The following is a 23,395-nucleotide window of genomic DNA, read 5'->3' as shown; positions in this document are numbered from 1 at the left end:
CGTGAGCACGCCCGAAGAACGTCCGCGTCCCGTGGACGTACCGCTGATCCAGATCGGCGCCCCCGCGACCGAGGCGGGCGGCTGCGGAGACGCCTGCGGCTGCGGAGACGACGAAGCGTACGAGTGCGGTCTCGACCCCGCCCTGGCCCGGCTGCTCGCCGACGCGGGCCTCGACCCGGTCCAGGTCGAGGACATCGCGCACCTCGCGCTCGGGGAGGACCTCGACGGCAGCGTGGATGTGACGACCGTGGCGACCGTCCCCGAGGACGCCGTCGCCACCGGCGACTTCACCGCCCGCGAGGCGGGCACGGTCGCGGGCCTGAGGGTCGCCGAGGCCGTCCTGTCGATCGTCTGCACCGAGTCGTTCGAGGTGGAGAGGCACGTCGAGGACGGCGACCGCGTCGAGGCGGGACAGAAGCTGCTGTCCGTCACCACCAACACCCGTGACCTGCTCACCGGCGAGCGCAGCGCGCTGAACCTCCTGTGCCGCCTGTCCGGCATCGCGACCGCGACCCGCGCCTGGGCCGACGTGCTCGAAGGCACCAAGGCCAAGGTCCGCGACACCCGCAAGACGACGCCCGGCCTGCGCGCCCTGGAGAAGTACGCGGTGCGCTGCGGCGGCGGCGTCAACCACCGTATGTCGCTGTCCGATGCCGCCCTGGTCAAGGACAACCACGTGGTGGCGGCGGGCGGCGTCGCCGAGGCGTTCAAGGCCGTACGGGAAGCCTTCCCCGACCTCGCCATCGAGGTCGAGGTGGACACCCTCCACCAGGTACGCGAAGTCCTCGACGCGGGCGCCGACCTGATCCTGCTGGACAACTTCACCCCGGCCGAGACCGAGGAGGCCGTCTCGATCGTCGCTAGCCGCGCCGCTCTGGAATCCTCCGGCCGTCTCACCCTCGAGAACGCCCGCGCCTACGCCGAGACGGGCGTCGACTACCTCGCGGTGGGCGCGCTCACGCACTCCTCCCCGATCCTCGACATCGGCCTCGACCTGCGCGAGGCAGGCGTCTGATGCTGCTCACGATCGACGTCGGCAACACCCACACCGTCCTCGGCCTGTTCGACGGTGAGGAGATCGTCGAGCACTGGCGCATCTCCACCGACGCACGCCGCACCGCCGACGAACTGGCCGTCCTGCTCCAGGGCTTGATGGGCATGCACCCGCTGCTCGGCGACGAGTTGGGCGACGGCATCGAGGGCATCGCCATCTGCTCCACCGTCCCCTCCGTCCTGCACGAGCTGCGCGAGGTGACCCGCCGCTACTACGGCGACGTGCCGGCGGTCCTCGTCGAGCCCGGCATCAAGACCGGCGTACCGATCCTGATGGACAACCCCAAGGAGGTCGGCGCGGACCGCATCATCAACGCGGTCGCCGCCGTCGACCTGTACGGCGGCCCGGCGATCGTCGTCGACTTCGGCACGGCGACGACCTTCGACGCGGTCAGCGCGCGCGGCGAGTACGCGGGCGGCGTGATCGCCCCGGGCATCGAGATCTCCGTCGAGGCGCTCGGCGTGAAGGGCGCCCAGCTCCGCAAGATCGAGCTGGCCCGCCCGCGCAGCGTGATCGGCAAGAACACCGTCGAGGCGATGCAGTCCGGCATTGTGTACGGCTTCGCGGGCCAGGTCGACGGCGTTGTACGGCGCATGAAGGTCGAGCTCGCGGACGACCCGGACGAGGTCACCGTGATCGCGACCGGCGGCCTGGCCCCGATGGTGCTGGGCGAGGCGTCGGCGATAGACGAGCACGAGCCGTGGCTGACGCTGATCGGCCTGCGCCTGGTCTACGAGCGGAACGTCTCCCGGATGTGACGTTCCCAGATTTCACGGGGTCGTGGTGCTCGTGGGCCAGGGGCGTTGCTGGTTGCCCTCCGGTGGGTGGTTTCGCGGGCTGACCCTCCCGTGCTACCGCCCCTCCGGGTGGGGAGGGACCGTGCAGGGTCGGCCCGCGGGCGAACCCCGGCGTTTCCGGGTTTCCAGGGGGCGGGCCCGGACCGGGTGCCTGCTGGTGGGAGGGGCCGTGCAGGGTCGTCCCCGCAGGGGATCGGCGGCCGGACGCGGTGATCAATACGGACCCCTTGATGCCGCCGACCCCGAGGAGTCGAGCCCGGAGGGGCCCCGGAACCCGCGCCGCACGGCACCGGGCAACCCCGCAGCCCGCGCCGCGGACCCCCGCACGCCACGGCACCGGGCCACCCCACGACCCGCGCAACGCACCCCGCACCCCGCGGCCCAGCCGCGGCACCGCATCCGCCGCGCCCGGGCTTGCTCAATTAACCCGATTTTGTCCAAGTCGCACGTATCGTCGGCCCATGCCCACGCCATACGGATCCCGCGGCGGCATGGCCTTCAGCGCAGACGAGCTGCGTGTGCTCCGACGCGCCCTCGCCATCGCCCTCCATCCCGTCCCTCTCGCCGACGACGACGTCCAGGACGCTCTGCGTCTGGCCGATTCCGTGGACGAGGCGGTACGCGAGGCCGGCCGACTGCGTACGTTCCTCCTCGCCGACCTTGTCCGCTACCGCGAAGCGCTCCCCGGCTCCGCCGCGGGCTATCTGGAGCTCCTCCAGGACGCCCTGGCCACCGGCTACCACCCACGCCCCGAAGACCTGGCCGCGCTGCGCACGCTGCGCTCCAACCCCGTCGGAGCCGCCGTGCTGCACCGTTGCCAGACGCTCGCCGAGCAGTCCGTACGCGCCCGGCTGGCCGGCCGCGCGGTGCGGGCCGCGGTCACCGCCCCGGCCCCCCGCACCCGGCTCCTCGCGCTCGTCGGCGGCCGCGCTGCCGAGGACCCCAAACCGCAGCAGAAGCCCCAGCAGAAACCGCAGCAGAAACCCCAGCCCAAGCCGCCCGCGCCGGGCGAGAAGCCGGTGCCGAAGCCGTCCGAGGTCTTTCCGCCGCGCCGCCGGCCCGTGCCCCCGCCCGAACAGCTCGCGGCCGGATAGCTACTCTGGGAGCCATGGACTACGTATCCGCGCTCCTGCCCCCAGTGGTGATGGCCGTCTTCTTCACCGCTCTGGTCGTGACGATCGTCAAGAGCCAGGGCGGCCCGAACAAGGCCAAGGAGGACGCGATCGTGGACGCCGCCGTGGCTCGCGCGCAGTCCGCCAAGCAGGCCGGCCGCGGCGACTGATGCCGTCGCACACTGAGGACGTACGGCCGATTTTTAGCCGTACGTCCTTTTTTGTTACGTCAATAACCAGCCATTCCGAGGTCTCCCACTATGGTGGTTATGTGCCTCGCCAATTGGGAGAGCTGGAAGACGCCGTCATGACACGCGTCTGGCAATGGAACCGGCCGGTCACCGTCCGGGAAGTCCTCGAAGACCTTCAGCAGGAACGGTCCATCGCCTACACCACCGTCATGACCGTAATGGACAATCTCCATCAGAAGGGCTGGGTCCGCCGAGAAGTCGACGGCCGCGCCTATCGATATACGGCGGTCTCCACCCGGGCTGCGTACTCGGCCGCACTGATGAACGAAGCCTGGTCCAAGAGCGACAACCCGGCGGCCGCACTTGTCGCCTTCTTCGGCATGATGTCGCCCGAGCAGCGTGAAGCGCTCCTTGCCGCGGTCCGACTCGTTCAGGGGGATGTTCAGGGCGAGGTTCCTGGCGGGGTTCCTGCCGAGGTTCAGGGCCAGGTTCCCGGCGACGAGGCCGCCGACGGCGGGACGTCCCCGGAGCGATAGCGTCGGGGCATGCCTTATGCCGCAGCAAATGCCATCACCGTCAGACGGGCCAGGACCAGCGATGTGCCGTCGGTCCGGCGACTCGTCGACCCGTACGTGAGTGAAGGCATCCTGCTCGACAAAGCGACGGTCACTCTTTACGAAGCCATCCAGGAGTTCTGGGTAGCGGAACGCGACGAGGATGCCAGGGTGGTCGGCTGCGGCGCACTGCATGTGATGTGGGAAGACCTCGCCGAAGTGCGTACTCTCGCCGTCGATCCCGTCTTCAAGGGCACCGGCATCGGACATCAGGTGCTGGACAAGCTGGTACGGACGGCCCGCTGGCTGGGAGTGCGCAAGGTTTTCTGCCTCACCTTCGAAGTGGACTTCTTCAGCAAGCACGGCTTCGTGGAGATCGGTGAGACACCCGTCGACGGAGATGTCTACAGCGAGCTGCTGCGTTCCTATGACGAGGGCGTCGCGGAGTTCCTCGGGCTCGAACGAGTGAAGCCGAACACCTTGGGCAACAGCCGGATGCTTCTGCACCTGTGATCACCGCTTGAGGCGGATCCCTATGTCCGAATCGCGCACGTTTCCCGTGTTCTCGAGGTTCTGAACCTCTGCCAAGGGTTTGTGTTTTTCAGGGAAAAGCGGTTTCCTTTCCGCGTACTGCATTTTCGATGAAAGGAAATCCGGTGGCACAGAAGGTTCAGGTCCTTCTTGTCGATGACCTCGACGGTGGCGAGGCGGACGAGACGGTGACGTTCGCTCTGGATGGCAAGACCTACGAGATCGACCTCACCACCGCCAATGCGGACAAGCTCCGCGGTCTGCTCGAGCCGTACGCCAAGAGCGGCCGGCGTACCGGCGGCCGTGCCGCGTCCGGCCGTGGCAAGGGCCGTGCGGCTGCCGGCGGCAACAAGGACACCGCCGAAATCCGTGCCTGGGCCAAGGCAAACGGCTTCGAGGTCAACGACCGCGGCCGAGTCCCGGCAACGGTCCGCGAGGCTTACGAGAAGGCCAACGGCTGAGTATTCGCACGCGGCGTATTCGTACGCAGCAATCGGGCCCGGTGGCACTCAGTCGCCACCGTGTCCACAAGTCGTACGAGATCGGGGCTGATTCCCCCACCGGCTGCGGCACTGCGCCCGAAAGGGACCAGGGCCGGCAGCGTCGGTTCCACTTCGCGCCCCGGCACGGGGGGTCGCAGCCATACGGCGGCCCCCCGGGAGCCAGGACATCCCGGCGGCGGCGGGGCGGTCATCAGGCCGCCCGTGCCGATGGCGGTCAGATCGAGAGCGATCCCGCCCCACTCCAGCCACTCGAGCAGCCCAGGCAGCTCGTCGGCGCTGCCCGCGGCCACCAGGAGCCGCATTCTGTGCCCCATGAGGGCCACGGGCCCGGCGGTCTTCGTCCGGCGCAGCACAGCGGCGCCCGCGTCGGCGGGCAGCTCCAGCACATCGAAGCGCAGCCCGGTCAGCAGCCGCACCGGCGACCCGTCGGCGGCGGCCCAGCCGAGCTCGTTCTCGTACCACCCCGCTACGCCGCCGTCTGACGGCGTGCGGGGGAGCGGGACGGTGAAGGCCATACCCCGGGAACTCCGGACCAGCCTCGGGGGTTACGCAGAGTGGATGCGTGATTGCGTACAGTGCCCGACTTGGGGGCGTGTGGGCGCATTCGGGGGCGCAAGGTTGTTCGCCCGTAGCTGAGGGAACCGGTGCGAGCCGCATGGACTGTCAGTGGTTACGGGTAAGACATTCCTAGTGGGAAGGGGCGACACGCCTGCTTGGCCGTCTTACGTTCGCCATCGGCGTAGTGATGGTGAGGGTAACTGCCTGGCCTGCGGGAACATCGTCTCGCACCATCGGGTTGGAGCAGGTGTCGGCGTTCAGCGGTCAGGAGGCCATGGACGGGTGTCGGCAGTTGGAATGAGCGGTCCCCGCTTGCGGGACTAAGCTGCGGAAGGACAGGGAGGGGATCGTCCCCAATCTTTCTGACCGCTCTGAGGAGCGATTAACGATGTTCGAGAGGTTCACCGACCGCGCGCGGCGGGTTGTCGTCCTGGCTCAGGAAGAAGCCCGGATGCTCAACCACAACTACATCGGCACCGAGCACATCCTCCTGGGCCTTATCCACGAGGGTGAGGGTGTCGCCGCTAAGGCCCTGGAGAGCCTCGGGATTTCGCTCGAGGCGGTCCGCCAGCAGGTGGAGGAGATCATCGGCCAGGGGCAGCAGGCCCCGTCCGGGCACATCCCCTTCACCCCTCGTGCCAAGAAGGTCCTGGAGCTCTCGCTCCGGGAGGCCCTCCAGCTCGGCCACAACTACATCGGCACCGAGCACATCCTGCTCGGCCTGATCCGCGAGGGCGAGGGCGTCGCAGCCCAGGTCCTCGTGAAGCTGGGCGCCGATCTCAACCGGGTGCGGCAGCAGGTCATCCAGCTGCTCTCCGGCTACCAGGGCAAGGAAGCCGCCACGGCAGGCGGCCCGGCCGAGGGCACGCCCTCGACCTCGCTCGTCCTGGACCAGTTCGGCCGGAATCTCACCCAGGCCGCTCGTGAGTCCAAGCTCGACCCGGTCATCGGGCGCGAGAAGGAGATCGAGCGGGTCATGCAGGTGCTGTCCCGGCGTACGAAGAACAACCCGGTTCTCATCGGCGAGCCCGGCGTCGGCAAGACGGCGGTCGTCGAGGGCCTGGCGCAGGCCATCGTCAAGGGCGAGGTGCCCGAGACCCTCAAGGACAAGCACCTCTACACCCTGGACCTCGGCGCGCTGGTCGCCGGCTCCCGCTACCGCGGTGACTTCGAGGAGCGCCTGAAGAAGGTGCTCAAGGAGATCCGCACCCGCGGCGACATCATCTTGTTCATCGACGAGCTCCACACCCTGGTGGGTGCGGGCGCCGCCGAGGGCGCGATCGACGCGGCATCGATCCTCAAGCCGATGCTGGCGCGGGGCGAGCTGCAGACCATCGGCGCCACGACGCTGGACGAGTACCGCAAGCACCTGGAGAAGGACGCCGCGCTGGAGCGCCGCTTCCAGCCCATTCAGGTCGCGGAGCCGTCGCTGCCGCACACCATCGAGATCCTCAAGGGCCTGCGGGACCGTTACGAGGCCCACCACCGCGTCTCCATCACGGACGAGGCGCTGGTCCAGGCCGCGACGCTGGCAGACAGGTACATCTCGGACCGCTTCCTGCCGGACAAGGCGATCGACCTGATCGACGAGGCCGGATCGCGGATGCGCATCCGCCGGATGACCGCGCCGCCGGACCTCCGCGAGTTCGACGAGAAGATCGCGGGCGTCCGCCGCGACAAGGAGTCGGCCATCGACTCCCAGGACTTCGAGAAGGCGGCCTCTCTCCGCGACAAGGAGAAGCAGCTGCTTGCCGCGAAGGCCAAGCGGGAGAAGGAATGGAAGGCCGGCGACATGGACGTCGTCGCCGAGGTCGACGGCGAGCTGATCGCCGAAGTCCTCGCCACGGCGACCGGCATTCCGGTCTTCAAGCTGACCGAGGAGGAGTCCTCGCGCTTGCTCCGTATGGAGGACGAGCTCCACAAGCGCGTCATCGGGCAGAAGGACGCCATCAAGGCGCTCTCGCAGGCCATTCGCCGTACGCGAGCGGGTCTGAAGGACCCGAAGCGCCCCGGTGGCTCGTTCATCTTCGCCGGCCCGTCCGGCGTCGGTAAGACCGAGCTCTCCAAGACGCTCGCCGAATTCCTCTTCGGCGACGAGGACGCGCTGATCGCCCTCGACATGTCGGAGTTCAGCGAGAAGCACACGGTTTCCCGTCTCTTCGGTTCCCCGCCCGGATACGTGGGTTACGAAGAGGGCGGCCAGCTCACCGAGAAGGTGCGCCGGAAGCCGTTCTCCGTCGTCCTCTTCGACGAGGTCGAGAAGGCCCACCCCGATATCTTCAATTCCCTTCTGCAGATCCTGGAGGACGGTCGGCTGACCGACTCCCAGGGCCGCGTCGTGGACTTCAAGAACACGGTCATCATCATGACGACCAACCTCGGGACCCGGGACATCTCGAAGGGCTTCAACCTGGGCTTCGCCGCGCAGGGCGACGTCAAGTCGAACTACGACCGGATGAAGAACAAGGTCAACGAAGAGCTGAAGCAGCACTTCCGGCCCGAGTTCCTCAACCGTGTCGACGACACGGTGGTCTTCCACCAGCTCACCGAGGAAGACATCATCCAGATCGTCGACCTGATGATCGCCAAGGTGGACGAGCGCCTGAAGGACCGTGACATGGGCCTGGAGCTCAGCCCCATGGCCAAGTCGCTCCTCGCCAAGAAGGGCTACGACCCGGTTCTGGGCGCCCGGCCGCTGCGCCGGACGATCCAGCGCGAGATCGAGGACATCCTGTCGGAGAAGATCCTCTTCGGCGAGCTGCGCCCCGGTCACATCGTGGTCGTGGACACCGAGGGCGAGGGTGAGGAGAAGAAGTTCACCTTCCGTGGCGAGGAGAAGTCGGCGCTGCCCGACGTCCCGCCGATCGAGCAGGCGGCCGGCGGTGCCGGTCCGAACCTGTCGAAGGACGCGTGACGCTCGCGCTGAGCTGAGCTGAGCGATTGAAGGGGCTGCCCCGGCCCCGTACGGAAACGTACGGGCCGGGGCAGCCCCTTTTTCGCCGTCCTCAGCGGTAGTCGATGATCTGTCGCTTGGGAAGGCCGGAGACGCTGAGCGTCAACCCGGCCACGGCCCGCAGCGGTGTCAGATTCAGCTTTTCCTCCCCCATCGTGGGGTACGAGATGAAGAGGGAGCTCAGCCGGGATATCCGGGCCATCGCCCCCACATCGACGGCGGAAACCCGCACGGCATTCAGCTCGACCACGTGCAGAGCGTCGAGTTCGGGGAGGAACGCGAGGCTTTCCACGGCGGGGCAGCGATTGATGGCCACCCGCTGGAGCTGTGAACCGCAGCAGCGCAGGAAGGCCAGGTCGGTGAGGAGCTTGTTGTCTGCGATGTCGATGGTATCGATGCTGTGGCCGTCGAGGTGGGACTCGAGGTCGGCGGCGCTGAAGTCACCCGTGATGTCGAGGTGCCGAACGTGTGACAACACGGGGAGCTGTGCCAGCTGTTCGCGGGTGGTGACGTGCAGGGGCACGTCCGTCAGATCGACGCGAGCCAGGACTTCGCGGGCGAACGTGCCGGCCGGGTAATTGGCCCAATTGCGCGCCAGTAAGAAGGCCAAGCGGAATCGGCCGTCGGACACTTCCGCGAAACGCCGGGCGTAGGGGACGGCGTCGGCGCCGCCGATCTCGTTGATCAGATCGACCACACGCTTGTCCTTCGCCGCGTCCCGGTCGTCGGGACCGGGCAGAAGCGGCAGCACATACGGCCCCAGCCGGGCCAGCAGGTGCAGCTCGGTGGCATTGCGGGGCGGGACGACAGACGTGATCCCCGACCGCACGCGCTTGAGAGTGGTCGCGGTGGTCGCGTCCAGCCACGCCGCGTGCTGTGCGCACAGCGCCGCCAGTACATACAAGGCGGTACGCCTGCCTTCCCGCTTCCCCAGCGAGGAGCCGGCGGCCATCAATCCATTGACCAGCACGGTCAGTTCCCGGCGGGAACAATGGCCCGCGGCCAGCAGCAGGACGTCCTGCCATTGCTGCTCATGGGCGTGCTGAAGCGCCTCCTGGATGTGGTCGCCTTCGACGAACTCCTTGGCCACCAGGAAGTCCTGGAAGGTGCGGTGGGCGAACTGGAAGTCGTCGTCGCCGCGTTCCTGGAGGAGACCGCTGCGGTTGAGCAGATGATTCAGTACATCCTCGGGCGTGCCCTGCTCCTGTACCCGTGGCATCCCCGGCAGGGCGCGGTTCAGTTGGTGCAGGGCCTGTTCCCGGGTGAATTCGGCCTGGCCGCCTCGCACCAGCCATACCGCGATCCGCTGGAGCAGCTGCAGATGCTCCTCCACATTCATGGAGATGCCTTCGGGCGCGTCGATCTTGCGGCGCTTGTCGCGGTTGCCGAGGAGCATCTGGAGCGCGGACTGGTAGAGCGCCCATCGGGTCTCCGGCAGGAAACCCTGGCGCAGCCGGTGCAGGGCGCAGATGACCGCGCAGAGCAGCGGCGTACGGGCGAGATCGCTGAGCGCGCGGTTCTGCTCGAACTGCTGGGCCAGGTCCCGTTCCAGGTCGTCCAGGTTCTCGCCGTCGTCGCCGTCCAGGCGGGCTGCCCTGTGCCATGCGGCGACGAAAGCGTGGATGTCCGAGCCGGTCATCGGCAGCAGGCTGAGCTCCTCGAAGTGCTCCGACTTCAGCCAGTCCGGCTCGACCGCGAGCGGCCGTACGGTCACCACGCACCGGGTGCCGGGGAAGCGGCGGGTGACCGGTCGACTCACCGTACGCCTCAAGGAATCCCCGGTTCATCGCGAGTGTCTGCAGGGGAAGGCACTCGACTCGCTGGTGGCCACGGCCGCGAGGGACCTCCTGGACGATGCCGAGAAGCCCGTCGTCGGCGAAGACCGGCGCACCGGAGAGCCCCGCGAGCGGCGATGTACCGTCGGCGGGCTCGCTCGCGGGAGGCCGGTCGAACTCGAACACCATCGTGCGCCGGATGAGCCCGGCCATGGGAAGGATCGTCCCGGTGTACTGATCGAGATCCAGCTTGCGGCCACTGTCGTACCGCTGGATGCGGGGGAAGCCGATGATCTCGCAGTGCGGCAGTGGCCGGTCGGCGGCCACGGTGCTCATGCGAGGCAGCTGCGTGCGTGCTTCCGGCTTTCGCGTGATGTGCAGCAGCGCTGCATCGAGGCCCTCGTCGGACCAGACCAGCCGGCAGGCCAGTTCGCCGGCGCTGCCGGGGACGGCCACCCGGGCCGTGTCGGCGGCGCCGATGACATGCGCGCACGTGAGCACTGTGCTGCGGCCGATCAGTACGCCGCTGCCCTGGTGTTCGGACAGGACCGCGACGACACTCCGTGACGGCGTCATGGATGACGAGCGGGCCATCAGTCAGCGGGTCCGGCGCCGAAGTCGTCGGTGCTGCCGAGATGTTCGTTGCCGACCTTCCAGCGCCCGCCCGTGGCCGCGTTCCGCGGCTTGAGGGTGAAGGCGATCTTGTGGGTGTGGCCGGTGGTACGGGCGGCGTCCGCGCCCGCCTCCACCACCCAGGCCTTCACCTTCGCGCCGCCCTTGACCTCCTTTCGGAGCTCGATCGTGAACTCCATCTGAATGTCCCCGACTTCGAAGGCGACCGGCTGACCGGTGGCCCGGGTGGCCGCGTCGAGTAACTGGTCCCGTACCGACTGGATGGCGTCGGCGAGCTCGATGTCCGTCATGGCCCGGACCGTACCTTCCGTACGGTCCGGGCGACCGGCGTTTCAGCAGAACTTCGGCTTCTGCCAGGAGCATTCGAGATCCGCCGCGGGATCCGAGCTGCGCGGGCCCCGCGGCGGTACGGCGGCGATGGTGTCCCCGGCCGTGTCGGACCTGGCCAGGGTGACCACGATCGCGTCCTCGATGCTCTTCACCGACGAGGCTAGGTAGTTGTTGAGGACGACGCTGTAGACGAGCTCGCGGCCGCCGGCGTCCGTGACGTACCCGGAGAGAGCCGAAGCGCCCGTCAACGAGCCGGTCTTGCCGCGGGCGTTGAGGGCCGCCGGGGTCGCGCACATCCGGGTGCGCAGGGTGCCGCCGATGGCGCGGTCCGGGTTGCAGGCCACTGGGAGGGATGCTGACCAGTCGGGGTACCAGGGGGCGTCTTGGACCGAGAGGAGCAGGGTGGCGAGCTGCTGGGCCGGGAAGAGGTTCATCCGGGTCAGGCCCGAGCCGTCGAGCTGGCGGATGGTGGAGGTCTGCACGCCCTCCTGCTTGAGGTAGCCGGTGATCGCCGACAGGCCCGCGTCCCAGGTGCCGCGGCCGGCCGTCTCGTAGCCGATCGTCTTGGTGAGCGCTTCGGCGTGCATGTTGTTGGACAGCTTCATGAACGGGAACATCAACTCCCGTAGCGGCATGGAGCTGTGCGAGGCGAGGAGCTTCGCGTCGGACGGGGTTGGACGGCCGAGGCGGGGGCCGCCGGCGATGCGTACGCCGTGGGCGGCGAGCGCGTCGGAGAAGACCGCGGCGGCGTAGCCGGTGGGTTCCCACACGCTCACCCACTCCTTGGTGGCGCTCGCGCCGACCGGGATGTTCCCGCTGACGGTGATCGTGTTGGTGCCGTGCTGCCGCTCGACGGCGAGGGTGTCGGGCTGTCCGGCGGGGACGGTGGTGCCGCGGATGTCGATGCGTACGTAGTCGGTGGGCGGGGTGAGCTTCACGCGCGGCTTGTCGCCCGGCGCGGCGCCGGGGAGCGCCTCGACGACGACCGTGCCGGAGTCGTAGTCGGTGTCGGGCGCGACGGTGAGCGGGGAGATCTGCGCGGAGTAGTACGAGGACTCGTCGTCCCCGGCCCAGGAGCGGCCGAGGCGCTGGGTGTCGAAGCGGGTGTCGTCCGCGACGAGGCGGCCGGTGACGCGGGTGACGCCGGAGGCGGCCAGGTCGGCGGCGAGCCGGTCGTAGTCCTTGGCGAGCGTGGTCGGGTCGCCGCTGCCGCGCAGATAGAGGTCGCCGCGGAGGGTGGAGCCGTGGCGGCGGCCGGTGGACAGGACGTCGGTGCGGTAGCGGTATTCGGGGCCCAGCAGCGCCATCGCGGCGGCGGAGGTGGCGAGCTTGGTGTTGGAGGCGGGCATGAGGCGGTCGGCGCCGTCCCGCTGATAGAGCCGCTCCCCGGTGGCGGCGTCGGCGATCACCACACTCGCGGCTCCGCCGTCCATGCGGGCGTCGGCGAGGATCTTGTCGATGGCGCCCTTGAGGCCGGTGTCGGAGGGACCGGCCCCGGCGGGCGCGCTCCAGGTGAGCGTGCAGGCGAGCCCGATGACCACGGGCAGGATCCAGCCGCGGGGGCGCCGGTTCGAGCGAATTACGGATCTACTCGTGGCACACACGGGTCTACTCATGGCACAGGAGCATCCCGGACGGGGGTGCGCGCGGGAAGAACGCGTGGGCCGTCCGGAGGGGCCAGGACGGGTTCCGAAGGGGTCCCGGAGGGGTCTCGGAAGGGTCTCGGAAGGGGCTCGGAAGGGGCTCGGAAGGAGCTCGGAAGGAGCTCGCGGAGGGGCTCGCGGAGGGGCAGTTCTCGGTTGAATCCGTGACAAGGCACACAGGGGTTTCGGGGCCTACTAGCCGGAGTAGTGGGCTGGATCGGCTCTGATGCGGGACCTCGGGCCTGGGTCGGCGGGGACCGTGGGCCCTTCGGTGTCCGATGGCGGGTGATCCGGGGTGGATGTCGTATTCGCACGGTTCGTGTGTGGTCCGTACGTGGAGCTAAACCTGTCCACGTAGGGAGATTTTGACCGATTTGCGAAGAGGCCTCGAAAGGGGATCGGGGGGCGTCAAGGGCCGAATTCAAGGTGGGGCGGCTACGACCCTATGTCGTAGATGGGCGGTTTTGGGCCTTGTGGGGGCTTGGGTTACCAAGGGATGGCCAAGCCCGGCGCAGAGGTGCCGGGTCCCTTTATGCCCCGGAGGTTCACTCCAATGTCGCAGCGCGCCACGTCCCACCTTCCCCGCCCGTCCGCTCTCCGTACCCGCGCCGCCGTGCTGGCCGCCGGTCTGGGAGCGTCGATGGTGCTCGGGGCCGGGGCCGCGTTCGCCGCTGGGACCAGTGCGCCGGCGGCTGCCGGTTCCGCCACCGCGGTGGACGCCTCGAGTGCCGTCGCCGCGCAGGCCCTGGCGCAGTCCAAGGCCGCCGCAGCCGCGAAGGCGGCCGCCGCCGCGAAGGCAGCGGCCGCGAAGGCAGCGGCCGCGAAGGCCGCAGCCGCGAAGTCGAAGGCTGCCAAGCCCAAGGCTGCGAAGAATGCCGTGACCTGGGTCAAGCCCGTCACCGACTACAAGCTGACCGCGAGCTTCAACCAGGGCGGCAACATGTGGTCGCACAAGCACTCCGGCCAGGACTTCGCCGTCCCCGTCGGCACCCCGGTCAAGGCCGCCTTCAACGGTGTCGTCGTGAAGGCCGGCTCGAACGGCGGCGGCGACGGTCCCGCGTACGGCAACGCCATCGTGATCAAGCACACCAACGGCAAGTACTCGCAGTACGCCCACCTGTCGAAGGTCAACGTCACAGTCGGCAAGAGCGTGAAGGCGGGCCAGACCATCGCCCGGTCCGGCAACACCGGCAACTCATCCGGTCCGCACCTGCACTTCGAGATCCGTACGACCCCGAACTACGGTTCCGCGCTCAACCCGATGGCCTACCTGCGCTCGGCCGGCGTCACCATCTGACGCTCGGGCCTCTGGCGCTGCGGAGCTGCGGCGGGTGTGCCTGCCGGTGACCGTCAGCCTGTGACTGTCAGCCTGTGACGTGGTGAGCCCGGCTCACCAGATCGATGGCGACCTCGAGGACGGCCTGGCGCTTGTCCTCGGGGTCGGCCTCGATGTCCTTCAGTACGAACATTCCGGCGTGCATCGTGAAGAGCGCGCTGATGCAGCGGACCTGGTCGGCCAAGGGCGCCTCCGGCTCCCTGATGAGCTCGAGCATCACCATCATGCGGTCCTTGAAGGTCTCGCCGATGCTCAGATCGCGCATCGTGGCCTGGTTCTCCTGCATGAAGCGGAAGAGCGGGGCCGCGCCGACGAGCGTCTCGCTGTAGCGACGCAGGATCTCCTGCTTGGTCTCCAGCGTGTGCGGCTGGGTCTGCCCCCACTCGATCAGCTCGTCCATCGGCCTCGTCAGGTCCTGGAAGCCCTGGGCGCGGGCGGCCTCATGGTCGGCGTCATGGCGATCATCGGGGACCTCGTGCCGCCGCGGGAGCGCGGTAAGTACCAGGGCATGATGGCCGCCGTCATGGCCGTCGCCATGATCGGCGGACCGCTGGTCGGCGGGACCATCACCGACCACCTCGGCTGGCGCTGGCGCTTCTACATCAACCTGCCGCTGGGCGCCGTCGCGCTGGCCATGGTCACCGCGGTGCTCCACCTGCCGAAGAAGGAGCGGACCAAGGCGCGCATTGACTATCTGGGCGCCGGGCTGCTGACACTGGGCATCACCTCGATCGTGCTGGTGACGACCTGGGGCGGTACGGAGTACGCCTGGGACTCGACCGTGATCATGGAGCTCATCGCGATCGGCGTGGCCGCGCTCACCGGCTTCCTGTTCGCCGAGACCAGGGCGGCCGAGCCGATCATGCCGCTGCACATCTTCCGCAGCCGCAACTTCACGCTGATGTCGGTGATCGGCTTCATGGCCGGGTTCATGATGTTCGGCGCGGTGCTGTTCCTGCCGCTGTTCCAGCAGTCCGTCCAGGGCGCTTCGGCGACCAACTCCGGTCTGCTCCTGCTCCCGATGCTGATGTCGATGCTCGTCGTCTCGATGGTCGCGGGCCGGATCACCACCAGCACCGGCAAGTACCGGCTCTTCCCGATCGTCGGCGGCGGGCTGATGGCGACGGGGCTGTTCCTGCTCGCGCAGATGGACACCGAGACCTCGCGGCTGACCTCCGGCATCTACATGGGGGTGCTCGGCGCCGGCATGGGCTTCCTGATGCAGATCACCATGCTGGTCGCGCAGAACAGCGTCGAGCAGAAGGACATGGGCGTCGCGTCCTCCGCGACCACCCTCTTCCGTACGCTCGGTGCCTCCTTCGGCGTCGCGATCATGGGCGCGCTGTTCACCGGTCGGGTGCAGGACGAGATGGCGGCGCGCGGCGGGTCCGCGGCCACCCAGCAGTCCGCGCAGCTGGACGCCGCGAGCCTGGCGAAGCTGCCGGACCCGGTCCGTGAGGCGTACGAGTTCGCTGTGGCGTCCGGGACGCACGTGGCCTTCCTGGTGGGTGCGGCGGTCGCGGTGATCGGCTTCACGGCGGCCTTCTTCGTCAAGGAGGTGCCGCTGCGCGGGGCGGGACCGGCGCCGGCCGCGACCGCGGCCGCCCCGACCGTGGACAAGGTGGCCGAACAGGTCTGACCTCGACGAACCCCCTGGCCGACGGCCCCCGGTGTGCACGCCTGTGTGCACGTCTGGGGCCGTTGTCAGTGGTGCGTGTCAGCATCGGGTGTGTGGAAAGCACCACTGCGGCGCCGGCGCGCCTCGCCCATCTGCGGCAGCTGCGCCTCGCCAAGGACGCCATGGACCGTGACTGGGCCGAGCCGCTCGACCTGGACGCGGTGGCCGCCCATGCCGGGTATTCGCGCTACCACTTCGTACGCGCCTTCAAGGCGGTGTACGGGCAGACGCCCGGCCAGTATCTGTCGCGCAGGCGGATAGACCGGGCCGAGGAGCTGCTGCGCTCGGCGGATCTGTCGGTCACCGAGATCTGCACGCTGGTCGGCTTCAGCAGCCTGGGCACGTTCTCGACCCGGTTCAAGAAGCAGACCGGGCTGACCCCGAGCGAGTACCGCGCCAGGCATGTGGGGCGGGGAGCCGCGCTGATACCGGGGTGCTACGCCCTGCTGTGGGCGGGCGGCTTCCCGGGCAAGGAGAAGCCTCTTTCCAAGCAGCGCAATTCTGAAGAAGCCGACTGACCGGGCCGCTGCCTACGGTGGCAAGGCAAGCCGGAACCACGCCTCACCGAGGAGCACCTCATGATCAAGGGTCTTGCCATTTCCACGGTCTGGGTCCTGGACCAGGACAGGGCGAAGGAGTTCTACACCGAGAGGCTCGGCCTGGAGGTCCGCACCGACATGACGATGGGCGAGGGAGGCATGCGCTGGCTGACGGTCGGCGCCAAGGACCAGCCCGATGTGGAACTGACGCTCATGGTGCCGGGCGCGCCCGCGATGGACCCGGAATCCGCCGAGGCCATCAAGAAGCTCATCGCCAAGGGGGTCATGGGCGCCGGAGTGCTGACCACCGACGACGTCCACGGCGACTACGAGAAGCTCAAGGCACGCGGCGTGGAGTTCGTACAGCCGCCGCAGGACCGTCCGTATGGCACGGAGGCGATCCTGCGCGACGACTCGGGCAACTGGTACTCGTTCACCCAGCGGCGCGAGGGCGGGCTCGACCTGGACAAGGACTGGTCCTGCTAGTCCGGGAGCAGGGCGCGCCCTAGTCCGGCAGCGGCATCATCGGGAAGCTGCCGGTGTTCGTCGGCGCGTGCTCGGGGAGCCAGAGCACCGCGATCGCGCCGCCCGACTCGCCCAGCGGCGTCGCCATCCCCTCCGGCGCGGCATTGCGGAACGTCAGCCGCGCGCCGAGGACCCGCGCCTGGCCCGCCGCGATCGTCAGGCCCAGGCCGTGGCCCGTCCCCGCGCGGTCGCTGGCGCCCGTGCGGAAGCGGCTCGGGCCCTCCCGCAGCAGCGCCTCGGGGAAGCCGGGACCGTGGTCGCGGACCCGCACCACGCGGCCCTCGACCGTGACCTCGACCGGCGGCTTGCCGTACTTGGCGGCGTTGGTCAGCAGATTGAGCAGGATGCGCTCCAGCCGCCGCGGATCGGTGCTGACCCACGACTCGTGCACGACGCGGACGACCACATCGCGGTTCAGCACTGTGATCCGGCGGCTGACAAACTCACCGAGCGAGATCTCCTGGAGCTCGGCCCGCTCCGACGCGCTGTCGAGCCTGGCCACCTCCAGGACGTCCTCGACCAGCGTCCGCATGGCCTGCGCCCGGTCTCGTACGAGCTCGGTGGGGCGGCCGGGCGGCAGCAGCTCGGCGGCCGTGAGCAGCCCGGTGACCGGGGTGCGCAGCTCGTGCGCGATGTCGGCGGTGACCCGGCGCTCCGCCTCGATGCGCTCGTTCAGGGCGTCGGTCAGCGCGTCCACGGCGCGGGCCAGATCGTCGGTCTCGTCGCGTACGACACCGCCGATCGCGTCCCTGACCCGTACCTCCGTATTGCCCTGCGCGACGTTGCCGGCGGCCGCGGCGGCCTTGCGCAGCCGGCGGGAGAGCTGCCCGCCGATCAGCACGCCGAGCGCGCAGCCGCCGAAGACCACGGAGACCGAGCCGATGATCAGCGCCCGGTCGAGATCCTTCATGACGGTGGCGCTGCGGCCGGCGAACTGGGTGTGCAGGGAGAGCACGTCTCCGTTGGACAGCGGTACGGCGGCCCAGATGTCGGGCGTGCCGCCGTTGCCCTCGTCCACGTAGGTGCCGCGCCGCTTCTCGCGCATCAGCTTCTGGAGTGACCTTGGCAGGGCAGAGTCATTGATCTTGGTGTTGAAACGCGGGTCCTTGTTCTTGGACGTCTCGTACCAGCGCTGCGCGAGCAGCACCCGGTCCATCTGCACATCGCGGGCGTTGTCCAGCATCGAGACGCGGGCGGCGTTGTGCACGACAAGGCTCAGCGCCATGGCGATCAGCGCGCCGACGCCCGCGATCGCGATGCTGATCTTCCAGCGGACTCCTGTGCGCAGTACGAGCCGCTTCATGCCTTGAGCTTGTAGCCGAAGCCGCGGACCGTTTCGATCCGGTCCTGTCCGATCTTGGTGCGTAGCCGCTGGACATGGACGTCCACGACCCGGGTGTCGCCGCCCCAGCCGTAGTCCCACACCCGCTCAAGCAGCTTGTCGCGGGAGAGCACGGTCCCGGGCGTCGACGAGAACTCCAGCAGCAGCCGCATCTCGGTCGGCGTCAGCGCCACCGGCGCACCCCCCTTGCGCACTTCCATGCCCTCCGTGTCGATCTCCAGATCGCCGAAGGCCAGGAGCGGCCCCTGCGGATCCTGACCCGCCGGGGCCGCACCGCCGCCCGCCGCGCCGACCGCGTGGCCGAAGCGGCGCAGCACCGCGCGGATGCGGGCGACCAGCACCGCGCCGTCGAACGGCTTGGTGACGTAGTCGTCGGCGCCGGCCTCCAGGCCGAGCACCACGTCGATCGAGTCGGCGCGCGCCGACAGCATGATCACGGGCACGGTCGACTCGTCCCGGATGCGACGGCACAGGCTCACGCCGTCCAGACCCGGCACCATCACATCGAGCAGCGCGATGTCCGGCCGGTTGGCTCGGAAGGCATCCAGGCCCTGCAACCCGTCGGGCATCGCGGTGACCACGAAGCCGTCCCGCTCCAGGGCGAGCTGGGTCGCCTCACGGATGACGTCGTCGTCCTCGACGAACAGGACATGGGTCTCTGCCATCCCCGCTGCTCTCAGTTCTCGTTCGGTACGGGCGGTTCGGTGGCGACAACCTCGCCCTCTCCGACCGTTCTGCTGAATTCGTTGCGTACCCAGTACTGCTGGACGAACTTCCCGCCCGACCAGTGGTACGTGGTCACTTCCTCGCCGGACGGCTCGGCGACCGGATCACCCTTGGCGTACACCTGCTTGGTCACCACCAGGTCGCCCCGGTCGATCGCGGAGTACACCGCGGGCTCCTCGGCGGCGAACACATTCTCGTACTTGTCGCCGGTCCGGCGGTACACATACGTGCCCATGCCCACCGCGTCACCGCACGTCAGCACATTGACGACGACATCGGGCGAGGAGCCGCCGGTGAGGTTCCCGTAGGAGGTGTCCACCGGGTAGGAGTCCCGGGCGCACGGCTTGAGGTCGGCCTTGACCCGCTCGCTGACCTTCGGATCGCTCATGATCAGCTTCACCGCGCTGACGGCCTCGGTCTTCTGCGCGCCGCCGGTGGGGGACGCGTTGGACGAGGGGGTGGCCTTGGCGACCGCGTCGGCATGCGCCGCGCCTTCGTCCTGAACCCCGGTGCCGCCCGTGGAGCACGCGACGGCGAACACGCCTACGGCGGCGAGCCCGGCCATCGCCGCGCCGCTCGCCGCCAGGCTCCTGTTGCCGCCTCTGCCAGTCAGGCCGCGCACCGCTCCTGCCCCCGTCCGTCGCACTCACCGTTACGCCGCACCTCGCCGCGCTCCAGGGCACGGATGTCCAGGTCCCGGCTCTCCAGCTCCTGTCGGAGCCGGGCCAGCGCCCGGTGCAGCGTGCTCTTGACCGTACCGGCCGACATACCCAGCGCGGCAGCGGTCTCCTCCGTGCTCATCTGCTCCCAGTGTCGCAGCACCACGACGCTGCGCTGCTTGGGTGCGAGCACCTTCAGGATGTCCATCAACAGGGCGCGGTCCGCGCGCTGCTCACTGCCGTCGTCGACGCTCGCGTCGGGCAGCTGCTCGGTCGGAACCTCTTCCAGCTTGCGGGCGCGCCACCACTCCGTACGCGTATTTATCATCACGCGGCGGAGGTACGCGTCGGCCAGCGACTTGTCCGCGATGCCGTCCCAGCGACCGTAGGTGCGGACCAGAGCGGTCTGCAGCAGGTCCTGCGCGTCGATCGGGTCGGGGACGAGACGCCGGGCGCTGCGCAGAAGCGCCTCCTGCCGGTTGCGTACGTACTCTTCGAATTCGAGCACCTCGCCGTGCGCCATTCCAACCGCCTCCGTCCCCGTGAGCCCCGCGACAAGCACTGCCGTTCCCTTGTGTCACAAGAAGCTACGGAGGTGTTGTCACGGGGCTGTGCGGAGCAGCCGTCGGAGGGCGCACGGCCATCCATCGGTTGTGTAACAGCAGATGTTTCAGGTGCGGTTCGAGTGGGAAACGGCCGACGGCTCAACTGTGAGGGAGTCGGTAGAATCCGTTCTCCAGCGGTTCCACGAGCCCGTCGGCGACCAGTCCGTCCAGCGCCCGGGCCCGCTGGACCGGCTCGTGCCAGACCGCGTCCAGCGCCGACTGAGGCACCGGCGCCACCGCCTCGCGCAGCACGGCGAGGAGCCTGCCGCGCACCTGCCGGTCCGTTCCCGCGTACGTCTGGCCGCGGCGCGCGGGACCTTCGTACGCGGGCTTACCGGCCAGCCGCCACGCACACCGACCGGCGATCGGGCAGCGCGCGCAGTCCTCGTTCTTCGCCGTGCACACCAGCGCGCCCAGCTCCATGGAGGCCGCCGCCCAGCGGGCCGCGGTCGCCTCGTCGTCGGGCAGCAGCGCGCGGGCCAGCTTGCGTTCGACGGCGGTCGTCGCGGTCGGCGGGTACTGGATGCCGGTCGCGGCGCGGGCCAGGACCCGGCGGACATTGGTGTCGAGGACGGCATGGCGCTGTCCGTACGCGAAGGAGGCCACCGCGGCTGCCGTGTACTCCCCGATGCCGGGCAGCGAGAGCAACTGCGCGTGGTCGCTCGGCACATCGCCGCCGTGCCGCTCCGTTATTGCCTGCGCGGCCCCGTGCAGGCGCAGCGCACGCCGCGGATAGCCGAGCCGGCCCCAGGCGCGGACCGCCTCGCCGGGTGCGTCGGCCGCCAGATCGGCCGGGCGCGGCCAGCGCGCCAGCCACAGCTGGTACACGGGGAGCACCCGGTTGACGGGTGTCTGCTGCAGCATGAACTCGCTGACCATCACACCCCAGGCGCCGGCCTCGGGGCGGCGCCAGGGCAGATCGCGGGCGTGCTCGTCGAACCAGGCGATGACCGGCGTGTGGAGGGACGCCGCGTCGGCCGGGGCAGGGTCTGTGGTGATGTCAGTCATGGCACTCTGATCCTGGCACGACAAGGGGAGCGGACGCTGCATACGCTCCGGGCGCCGCCGAGCCTCAGTCCCGGCCGCCCGGTGAACCAGAACACCACGTGGGCGAATTCCCGCCGCGGGCCCGCCCGCCGCCAGGTGACGCCGCGGGCCCGCCCGCCGCCAGGTGACGACGAACGCGGCTGATGCTGCGGCCCATGGTCACGGACCGTACCCGGCGGGCCCGTATCCTCACCCAGAGCGATCGGTAAGGGGTGGCCTTGACGAAAGTCGGGGATGCTTGCGGCGCCGACCGTGATGATGATCGCCAGAACTCGCGAAGTCGGGCGGCGGATGGGACGGGAGTTGGCCACGTTCTCTCGTAGAGTTTGGGCCGTGGGATCTCTGCGCAATCCGATCGGGCCGCTACCCTCCTCCATCTACTGGCGACGGAGGGCAGTCGCGGCGTCTTTGATCGCGCTGCTCGCGCTGCTGACCGTATGGGCCGTCAGTTCCGGTGGCGGCAACGGCAACGGAGACCGGGACGACGGCAGCGCCAACGGCTCCGGTCCCGCGCCCTCCATCACCCCTGGGCCCTCCCAGTCCGGACCCGCGATCAGTGAACAGCCGGGCGGGCGCGACGAGTCGGGCGACTCCGGCGAGAGTGACGGCAGCGCCGACGGCGGCGGTACGGACGCGGGCGCCGACGGCGGGGCGGGCGGTGACGGCGGCAAGAACGGCGACAACGGCACGGGTGGCGCGGCCAGTGGCGGCGCGGGCGGCCAGCAGGTCCCGGCCGGTTCGACCCTCCCCGACTGCTCCCCGGGCGCACTGAAACTGACCCTGCGCAGCGTCAAAGTCTCGTACGAGCCGGGGGAGAAGCCCACGTTCCAGCTGGTCGCGTCCAACTCGTCGGCGACGACCTGCAAGGCGGACTTCGGTCCCAAGGTGGCGGTGCTGACGGTCACCGACGACGAGGACGACGACGTGTGGTCCTCGAAGGACTGCCCGCGCACGGCCGGCGGTCTCCTGCTGCGGGTTCCGGCGGGCGCGACGATCACGCACACGGTGGAGTGGGACCGCAGGCGGAGCGCGCCGCAGTGCGCGACGCCGCCCGCGGGGGCGGTCGCCTCCGGTACGTATCTGGTGGAGGCGAAGTTCCCGGGGGTGACGGTGCTGCCGGCGTCGTTCCGCCTGGAGAAGGAGTAACTCGCCGGGGGCGTCCGGCGGCCACCGAGCTACACGTACCGCTCGAGGATCGACGACTCCGCGAGCCGCGAGAGGCCCTCCCGCACACTGCGGGCCCGCGCCTCTCCCACGCCGTCGACCGTCTGCAGATCGTCGACGCTCGCCGCGAGCAGCTTCTGCAGGCCGCCGAAGTGCTCGACGAGCCGCTCAATGATCGCGCCCGGCAGCCGAGGCACCTTCGCCAGCAGCCGGTAACCGCGCGGCGACACCGCTGAGTCGAGCGTCTCGGGCGAACCGCTGTAGCCCAACGCCCTTGCCACTACGGGCAGTTCGAGCAGCTCGGTGTGGGTGAGGTCGTCCAGCTCGGTGAGCGCCTCGTCGACCGTGCGGGACCGCTTCGCCGTCGGCTCCGGCACATAGTCGCGTACGACCAGCTCACGCTCCGGCTCCACGCCCGCGATCAACTCGTCCAGCTGGAGGGAGAGGAGACGGCCGTCGGTGCCCAACTCCACCACGTACTCGGCGATCTCGGTCGCGATCCGGCGCACCATCTCAAGGCGCTGTGCCACCGCCGTGACGTCCCGGACCGTCACCAGGTCCTCGATCTCCAGCGCGGAGAGCGTGCCCGCGACCTCGTCGAGGCGGAGCTTGTACCGCTCCAGTGTCGCGAGCGCCTGGTTGGCGCGGGACAGGATCGCGGCCGACTCCTCGAGAACCCGGCGCTCCCCGTCCACGTACAGCGCGATCAGCCGCATCGACTGCGACACGGAGACGACCGGGAAGCCGCACTGCCGGGAGACCCGGTCCGCCGTGCGGTGGCGGGTGCCCGTCTCCTCGGTGGGGATTGACGCATCCGGGACCAGCTGCACACCGGCCCGGTGGATCTTGCTGATGTCCTTGTCGAGGATGAGCGCGCCGTCGAGCTTGCACAGCTCACGCAGCCGGGTCGCGGTGAACTCCACGTCCAGCACGAAACCGCCGGTGCACATCGACTCGACGGTCTTGTCCATGCCGAGGACGATCAAGCCTCCGGTGTTACCGCGGAGGATCCGCTCCAGGCCGTCGCGCAGGGCCTGACCGGGCGCGACCGCGCTCAGGGCGGCGCGGATCAGCGCTTCGTTGCCGGAGCCTCCGCCGGACTTTCCGGGTGCTGCTGCCCGGTCGTTGGCTGCCACTGCA

At 69.3% G+C, this 23,395-nt stretch carries 22 protein-coding genes and 3 pseudogenes; 13 read left to right on the top strand and 12 right to left on the bottom strand.

Annotated features, from left to right (window positions below):
• The first annotated feature begins 1 nt into the window (after position 1).
• From nadC to QFZ67_RS16670, 7 genes are all read left to right on the top strand, one after another.
• Positions 2–1,015: a carboxylating nicotinate-nucleotide diphosphorylase gene (nadC, locus tag QFZ67_RS16700; RefSeq protein WP_307661883.1), complete on the top strand. Its 1,014-nt coding sequence runs from the start codon at positions 2–4 to the stop codon at positions 1,013–1,015.
• A complete protein-coding gene (locus QFZ67_RS16695; protein WP_215098503.1) occupies positions 1,015–1,812 on the top strand; it encodes a type III pantothenate kinase in 798 nt (265 codons plus the stop codon). The genes nadC and QFZ67_RS16695 overlap by 1 nt, the downstream gene beginning before the upstream one ends.
• A 530-nt stretch (positions 1,813–2,342) precedes the next feature.
• A complete protein-coding gene (locus QFZ67_RS16690) occupies positions 2,343–2,945 on the top strand; it encodes a hypothetical protein (protein ID WP_307665868.1) in 603 nt (200 codons plus the stop codon).
• Positions 2,946–2,959: 14 nt separating this feature from the next.
• A complete protein-coding gene (locus tag QFZ67_RS16685; RefSeq protein WP_307661882.1) occupies positions 2,960–3,133 on the top strand; it encodes a hypothetical protein in 174 nt (57 codons plus the stop codon).
• A 101-nt stretch (positions 3,134–3,234) separates the two neighbouring features.
• Positions 3,235–3,690 (top strand): BlaI/MecI/CopY family transcriptional regulator, encoded by a 456-nt coding sequence (locus QFZ67_RS16680; RefSeq protein ID WP_307661881.1) that lies wholly within the window; start codon positions 3,235–3,237, stop codon positions 3,688–3,690.
• Between the two features lie 9 nt (positions 3,691–3,699).
• A complete protein-coding gene (locus QFZ67_RS16675) occupies positions 3,700–4,221 on the top strand; it encodes an amino-acid N-acetyltransferase (RefSeq protein ID WP_307661880.1) in 522 nt (173 codons plus the stop codon).
• Positions 4,222–4,364: 143 nt separating this feature from the next.
• Positions 4,365–4,700 (top strand): Lsr2 family protein, encoded by a 336-nt coding sequence (locus QFZ67_RS16670; RefSeq protein ID WP_307661879.1) that lies wholly within the window; start codon positions 4,365–4,367, stop codon positions 4,698–4,700.
• On the opposite strand, the gene QFZ67_RS16665 is transcribed toward QFZ67_RS16670, so the two are convergent.
• The gene (locus tag QFZ67_RS16665) at positions 4,679–5,257 is read right to left on the bottom strand and encodes an SCO3374 family protein (RefSeq protein WP_307661878.1); all 579 of its coding nucleotides are present in this window, start codon (positions 5,255–5,257) and stop codon (positions 4,679–4,681) included. The two genes, QFZ67_RS16670 and QFZ67_RS16665, sit on opposite strands and share 22 nt — an antisense overlap.
• A 431-nt stretch (positions 5,258–5,688) precedes the next feature.
• Here QFZ67_RS16665 and QFZ67_RS16660 point away from each other — a divergent pair, with 431 nt between their 5' ends.
• The gene (locus QFZ67_RS16660; RefSeq protein WP_307661877.1) at positions 5,689–8,214 is read left to right on the top strand and encodes an ATP-dependent Clp protease ATP-binding subunit; all 2,526 of its coding nucleotides are present in this window, start codon (positions 5,689–5,691) and stop codon (positions 8,212–8,214) included.
• Between the two features lie 91 nt (positions 8,215–8,305).
• Here QFZ67_RS16660 and QFZ67_RS16655 read toward each other — a convergent pair whose 3' ends face one another.
• The 4 genes and pseudogenes from QFZ67_RS16655 to dacB form a co-directional block, all read right to left on the bottom strand.
• Positions 8,306–10,012 carry an NACHT domain-containing NTPase gene (locus QFZ67_RS16655; RefSeq protein WP_307661876.1) on the bottom strand — a complete coding sequence of 569 codons (1,707 nt, stop codon included), beginning with the start codon at positions 10,010–10,012 and terminating at the stop codon, positions 8,306–8,308.
• A 142-nt stretch (positions 10,013–10,154) separates the two neighbouring features.
• A pseudogene (locus QFZ67_RS16650) lies at positions 10,155–10,604 on the bottom strand (trypsin-like peptidase domain-containing protein); the annotation flags it as partial.
• Positions 10,605–10,621: 17 nt separating this feature from the next.
• Positions 10,622–10,951, bottom strand: coding sequence for a trypco2 family protein (locus tag QFZ67_RS16645; protein ID WP_307661875.1), 330 nt, complete (start codon positions 10,949–10,951; stop codon positions 10,622–10,624).
• 42 nt (positions 10,952–10,993) lie between these two features.
• On the bottom strand, positions 10,994–12,607 hold the full coding sequence (gene dacB / locus QFZ67_RS16640) for a D-alanyl-D-alanine carboxypeptidase/D-alanyl-D-alanine-endopeptidase (RefSeq protein WP_307661874.1): 1,614 nt from the start codon (positions 12,605–12,607) through the stop codon (positions 10,994–10,996).
• Between the two features lie 580 nt (positions 12,608–13,187).
• Here dacB and QFZ67_RS16635 point away from each other — a divergent pair.
• Positions 13,188–13,931, top strand: a complete 744-nt coding sequence (locus tag QFZ67_RS16635) for a M23 family metallopeptidase (RefSeq protein WP_307661873.1) — start codon at positions 13,188–13,190, stop codon at positions 13,929–13,931.
• Between the two features lie 67 nt (positions 13,932–13,998).
• On the opposite strand, the pseudogene QFZ67_RS16630 reads toward QFZ67_RS16635, so the two are convergent.
• A pseudogene (locus tag QFZ67_RS16630) lies at positions 13,999–14,391 on the bottom strand (TetR family transcriptional regulator); the annotation flags it as partial.
• Here QFZ67_RS16630 and QFZ67_RS16625 point away from each other — a divergent pair.
• The 3 genes and pseudogenes from QFZ67_RS16625 to QFZ67_RS16615 all read left to right on the top strand — a co-directional run.
• Positions 14,392–15,609, top strand: a pseudogene (locus QFZ67_RS16625) (MFS transporter); the annotation flags it as partial.
• A 161-nt stretch (positions 15,610–15,770) separates the two neighbouring features.
• Positions 15,771–16,166 (top strand): helix-turn-helix transcriptional regulator, encoded by a 396-nt coding sequence (locus QFZ67_RS16620; RefSeq protein WP_307665867.1) that lies wholly within the window; start codon positions 15,771–15,773, stop codon positions 16,164–16,166.
• A gap of 60 nt (positions 16,167–16,226) precedes the next feature.
• Complete coding sequence (locus tag QFZ67_RS16615; RefSeq protein WP_307661872.1) at positions 16,227–16,673, top strand: VOC family protein; 447 nt, start codon at positions 16,227–16,229, stop codon at positions 16,671–16,673.
• Between the two features lie 19 nt (positions 16,674–16,692).
• Here QFZ67_RS16615 and cseC read toward each other — a convergent pair whose 3' ends face one another.
• The 5 genes from cseC to QFZ67_RS16590 all read right to left on the bottom strand — a co-directional run bounded on the left by cseC (position 16,693) and on the right by QFZ67_RS16590 (position 21,052).
• The gene (cseC, locus tag QFZ67_RS16610; protein ID WP_307661871.1) at positions 16,693–18,015 is read right to left on the bottom strand and encodes a two-component system sensor histidine kinase CseC; all 1,323 of its coding nucleotides are present in this window, start codon (positions 18,013–18,015) and stop codon (positions 16,693–16,695) included.
• Positions 18,012–18,719, bottom strand: a complete 708-nt coding sequence (cseB, locus tag QFZ67_RS16605; RefSeq protein WP_307661870.1) for a two-component system response regulator CseB — start codon at positions 18,717–18,719, stop codon at positions 18,012–18,014. Before cseB ends, cseC begins: the two co-directional genes overlap by 4 nt.
• Before the next feature lie 11 nt (positions 18,720–18,730).
• Complete coding sequence (locus tag QFZ67_RS16600) at positions 18,731–19,402, bottom strand: hypothetical protein (protein ID WP_307661869.1); 672 nt, start codon at positions 19,400–19,402, stop codon at positions 18,731–18,733.
• Positions 19,390–19,962 (bottom strand): SigE family RNA polymerase sigma factor, encoded by a 573-nt coding sequence (locus tag QFZ67_RS16595; RefSeq protein ID WP_307661868.1) that lies wholly within the window; start codon positions 19,960–19,962, stop codon positions 19,390–19,392. Before QFZ67_RS16595 ends, QFZ67_RS16600 begins: the two co-directional genes overlap by 13 nt.
• Positions 19,963–20,143: 181 nt before the next feature.
• Positions 20,144–21,052: an A/G-specific adenine glycosylase gene (locus QFZ67_RS16590; protein WP_307661867.1), complete on the bottom strand. Its 909-nt coding sequence runs from the start codon at positions 21,050–21,052 to the stop codon at positions 20,144–20,146.
• Positions 21,053–21,424: 372 nt separating this feature from the next.
• Here QFZ67_RS16590 and QFZ67_RS16585 point away from each other — a divergent pair, with 372 nt between their 5' ends.
• A complete protein-coding gene (locus tag QFZ67_RS16585) occupies positions 21,425–22,237 on the top strand; it encodes a hypothetical protein (RefSeq protein ID WP_307661866.1) in 813 nt (270 codons plus the stop codon).
• Positions 22,238–22,266: 29 nt separating this feature from the next.
• Here QFZ67_RS16585 and disA read toward each other — a convergent pair whose 3' ends face one another.
• A complete protein-coding gene (disA, locus tag QFZ67_RS16580) occupies positions 22,267–23,391 on the bottom strand; it encodes a DNA integrity scanning diadenylate cyclase DisA (RefSeq protein WP_307661865.1) in 1,125 nt (374 codons plus the stop codon).
• Between the last annotated feature and the right edge of the window lie 4 nt (positions 23,392–23,395).

The organism is Streptomyces sp. V1I1 (assembly GCF_030817355.1).
In the GTDB taxonomy this organism is placed as follows: domain Bacteria; phylum Actinomycetota; class Actinomycetes; order Streptomycetales; family Streptomycetaceae; genus Streptomyces.
The sequence above is the reverse complement of the archived record's forward strand: the minus strand, read 5'-3'. Positions and strand labels throughout refer to the sequence as shown.

What these genes read in the sequence shown, in the direction of transcription:
- QFZ67_RS16695 (WP_215098503.1), top strand. Translation starts at nt 1,015, where the DNA reads ATGCTGCTCACGATCGACGTCGGCAACACCCACACCGTCCTCGGCCTG.
- QFZ67_RS16690 (WP_307665868.1), top strand. Translation starts at nt 2,343, where the DNA reads ATGGCCTTCAGCGCAGACGAGCTGCGTGTGCTCCGACGCGCCCTCGCC.
- QFZ67_RS16685 (WP_307661882.1), top strand. Translation starts at nt 2,960, where the DNA reads ATGGACTACGTATCCGCGCTCCTGCCCCCAGTGGTGATGGCCGTCTTC.
- QFZ67_RS16675 (WP_307661880.1), top strand. Translation starts at nt 3,700, where the DNA reads ATGCCTTATGCCGCAGCAAATGCCATCACCGTCAGACGGGCCAGGACC.
- QFZ67_RS16665 (WP_307661878.1), bottom strand. Translation starts at nt 5,257, where the DNA reads ATGGCCTTCACCGTCCCGCTCCCCCGCACGCCGTCAGACGGCGGCGTA.
- QFZ67_RS16660 (WP_307661877.1), top strand. Translation starts at nt 5,689, where the DNA reads ATGTTCGAGAGGTTCACCGACCGCGCGCGGCGGGTTGTCGTCCTGGCT.
- QFZ67_RS16645 (WP_307661875.1), bottom strand. Translation starts at nt 10,951, where the DNA reads ATGACGGACATCGAGCTCGCCGACGCCATCCAGTCGGTACGGGACCAG.
- dacB (WP_307661874.1), bottom strand. Translation starts at nt 12,607, where the DNA reads ATGAGTAGACCCGTGTGTGCCACGAGTAGATCCGTAATTCGCTCGAAC.
- QFZ67_RS16635 (WP_307661873.1), top strand. Translation starts at nt 13,188, where the DNA reads ATGTCGCAGCGCGCCACGTCCCACCTTCCCCGCCCGTCCGCTCTCCGT.
- QFZ67_RS16620 (WP_307665867.1), top strand. Translation starts at nt 15,771, where the DNA reads ATGGACCGTGACTGGGCCGAGCCGCTCGACCTGGACGCGGTGGCCGCC.
- QFZ67_RS16615 (WP_307661872.1), top strand. Translation starts at nt 16,227, where the DNA reads ATGATCAAGGGTCTTGCCATTTCCACGGTCTGGGTCCTGGACCAGGAC.
- cseC (WP_307661871.1), bottom strand. Translation starts at nt 18,015, where the DNA reads ATGAAGCGGCTCGTACTGCGCACAGGAGTCCGCTGGAAGATCAGCATC.
- cseB (WP_307661870.1), bottom strand. Translation starts at nt 18,719, where the DNA reads ATGGCAGAGACCCATGTCCTGTTCGTCGAGGACGACGACGTCATCCGT.
- QFZ67_RS16595 (WP_307661868.1), bottom strand. Translation starts at nt 19,962, where the DNA reads ATGGCGCACGGCGAGGTGCTCGAATTCGAAGAGTACGTACGCAACCGG.
- QFZ67_RS16590 (WP_307661867.1), bottom strand. Translation starts at nt 21,052, where the DNA reads ATGACTGACATCACCACAGACCCTGCCCCGGCCGACGCGGCGTCCCTC.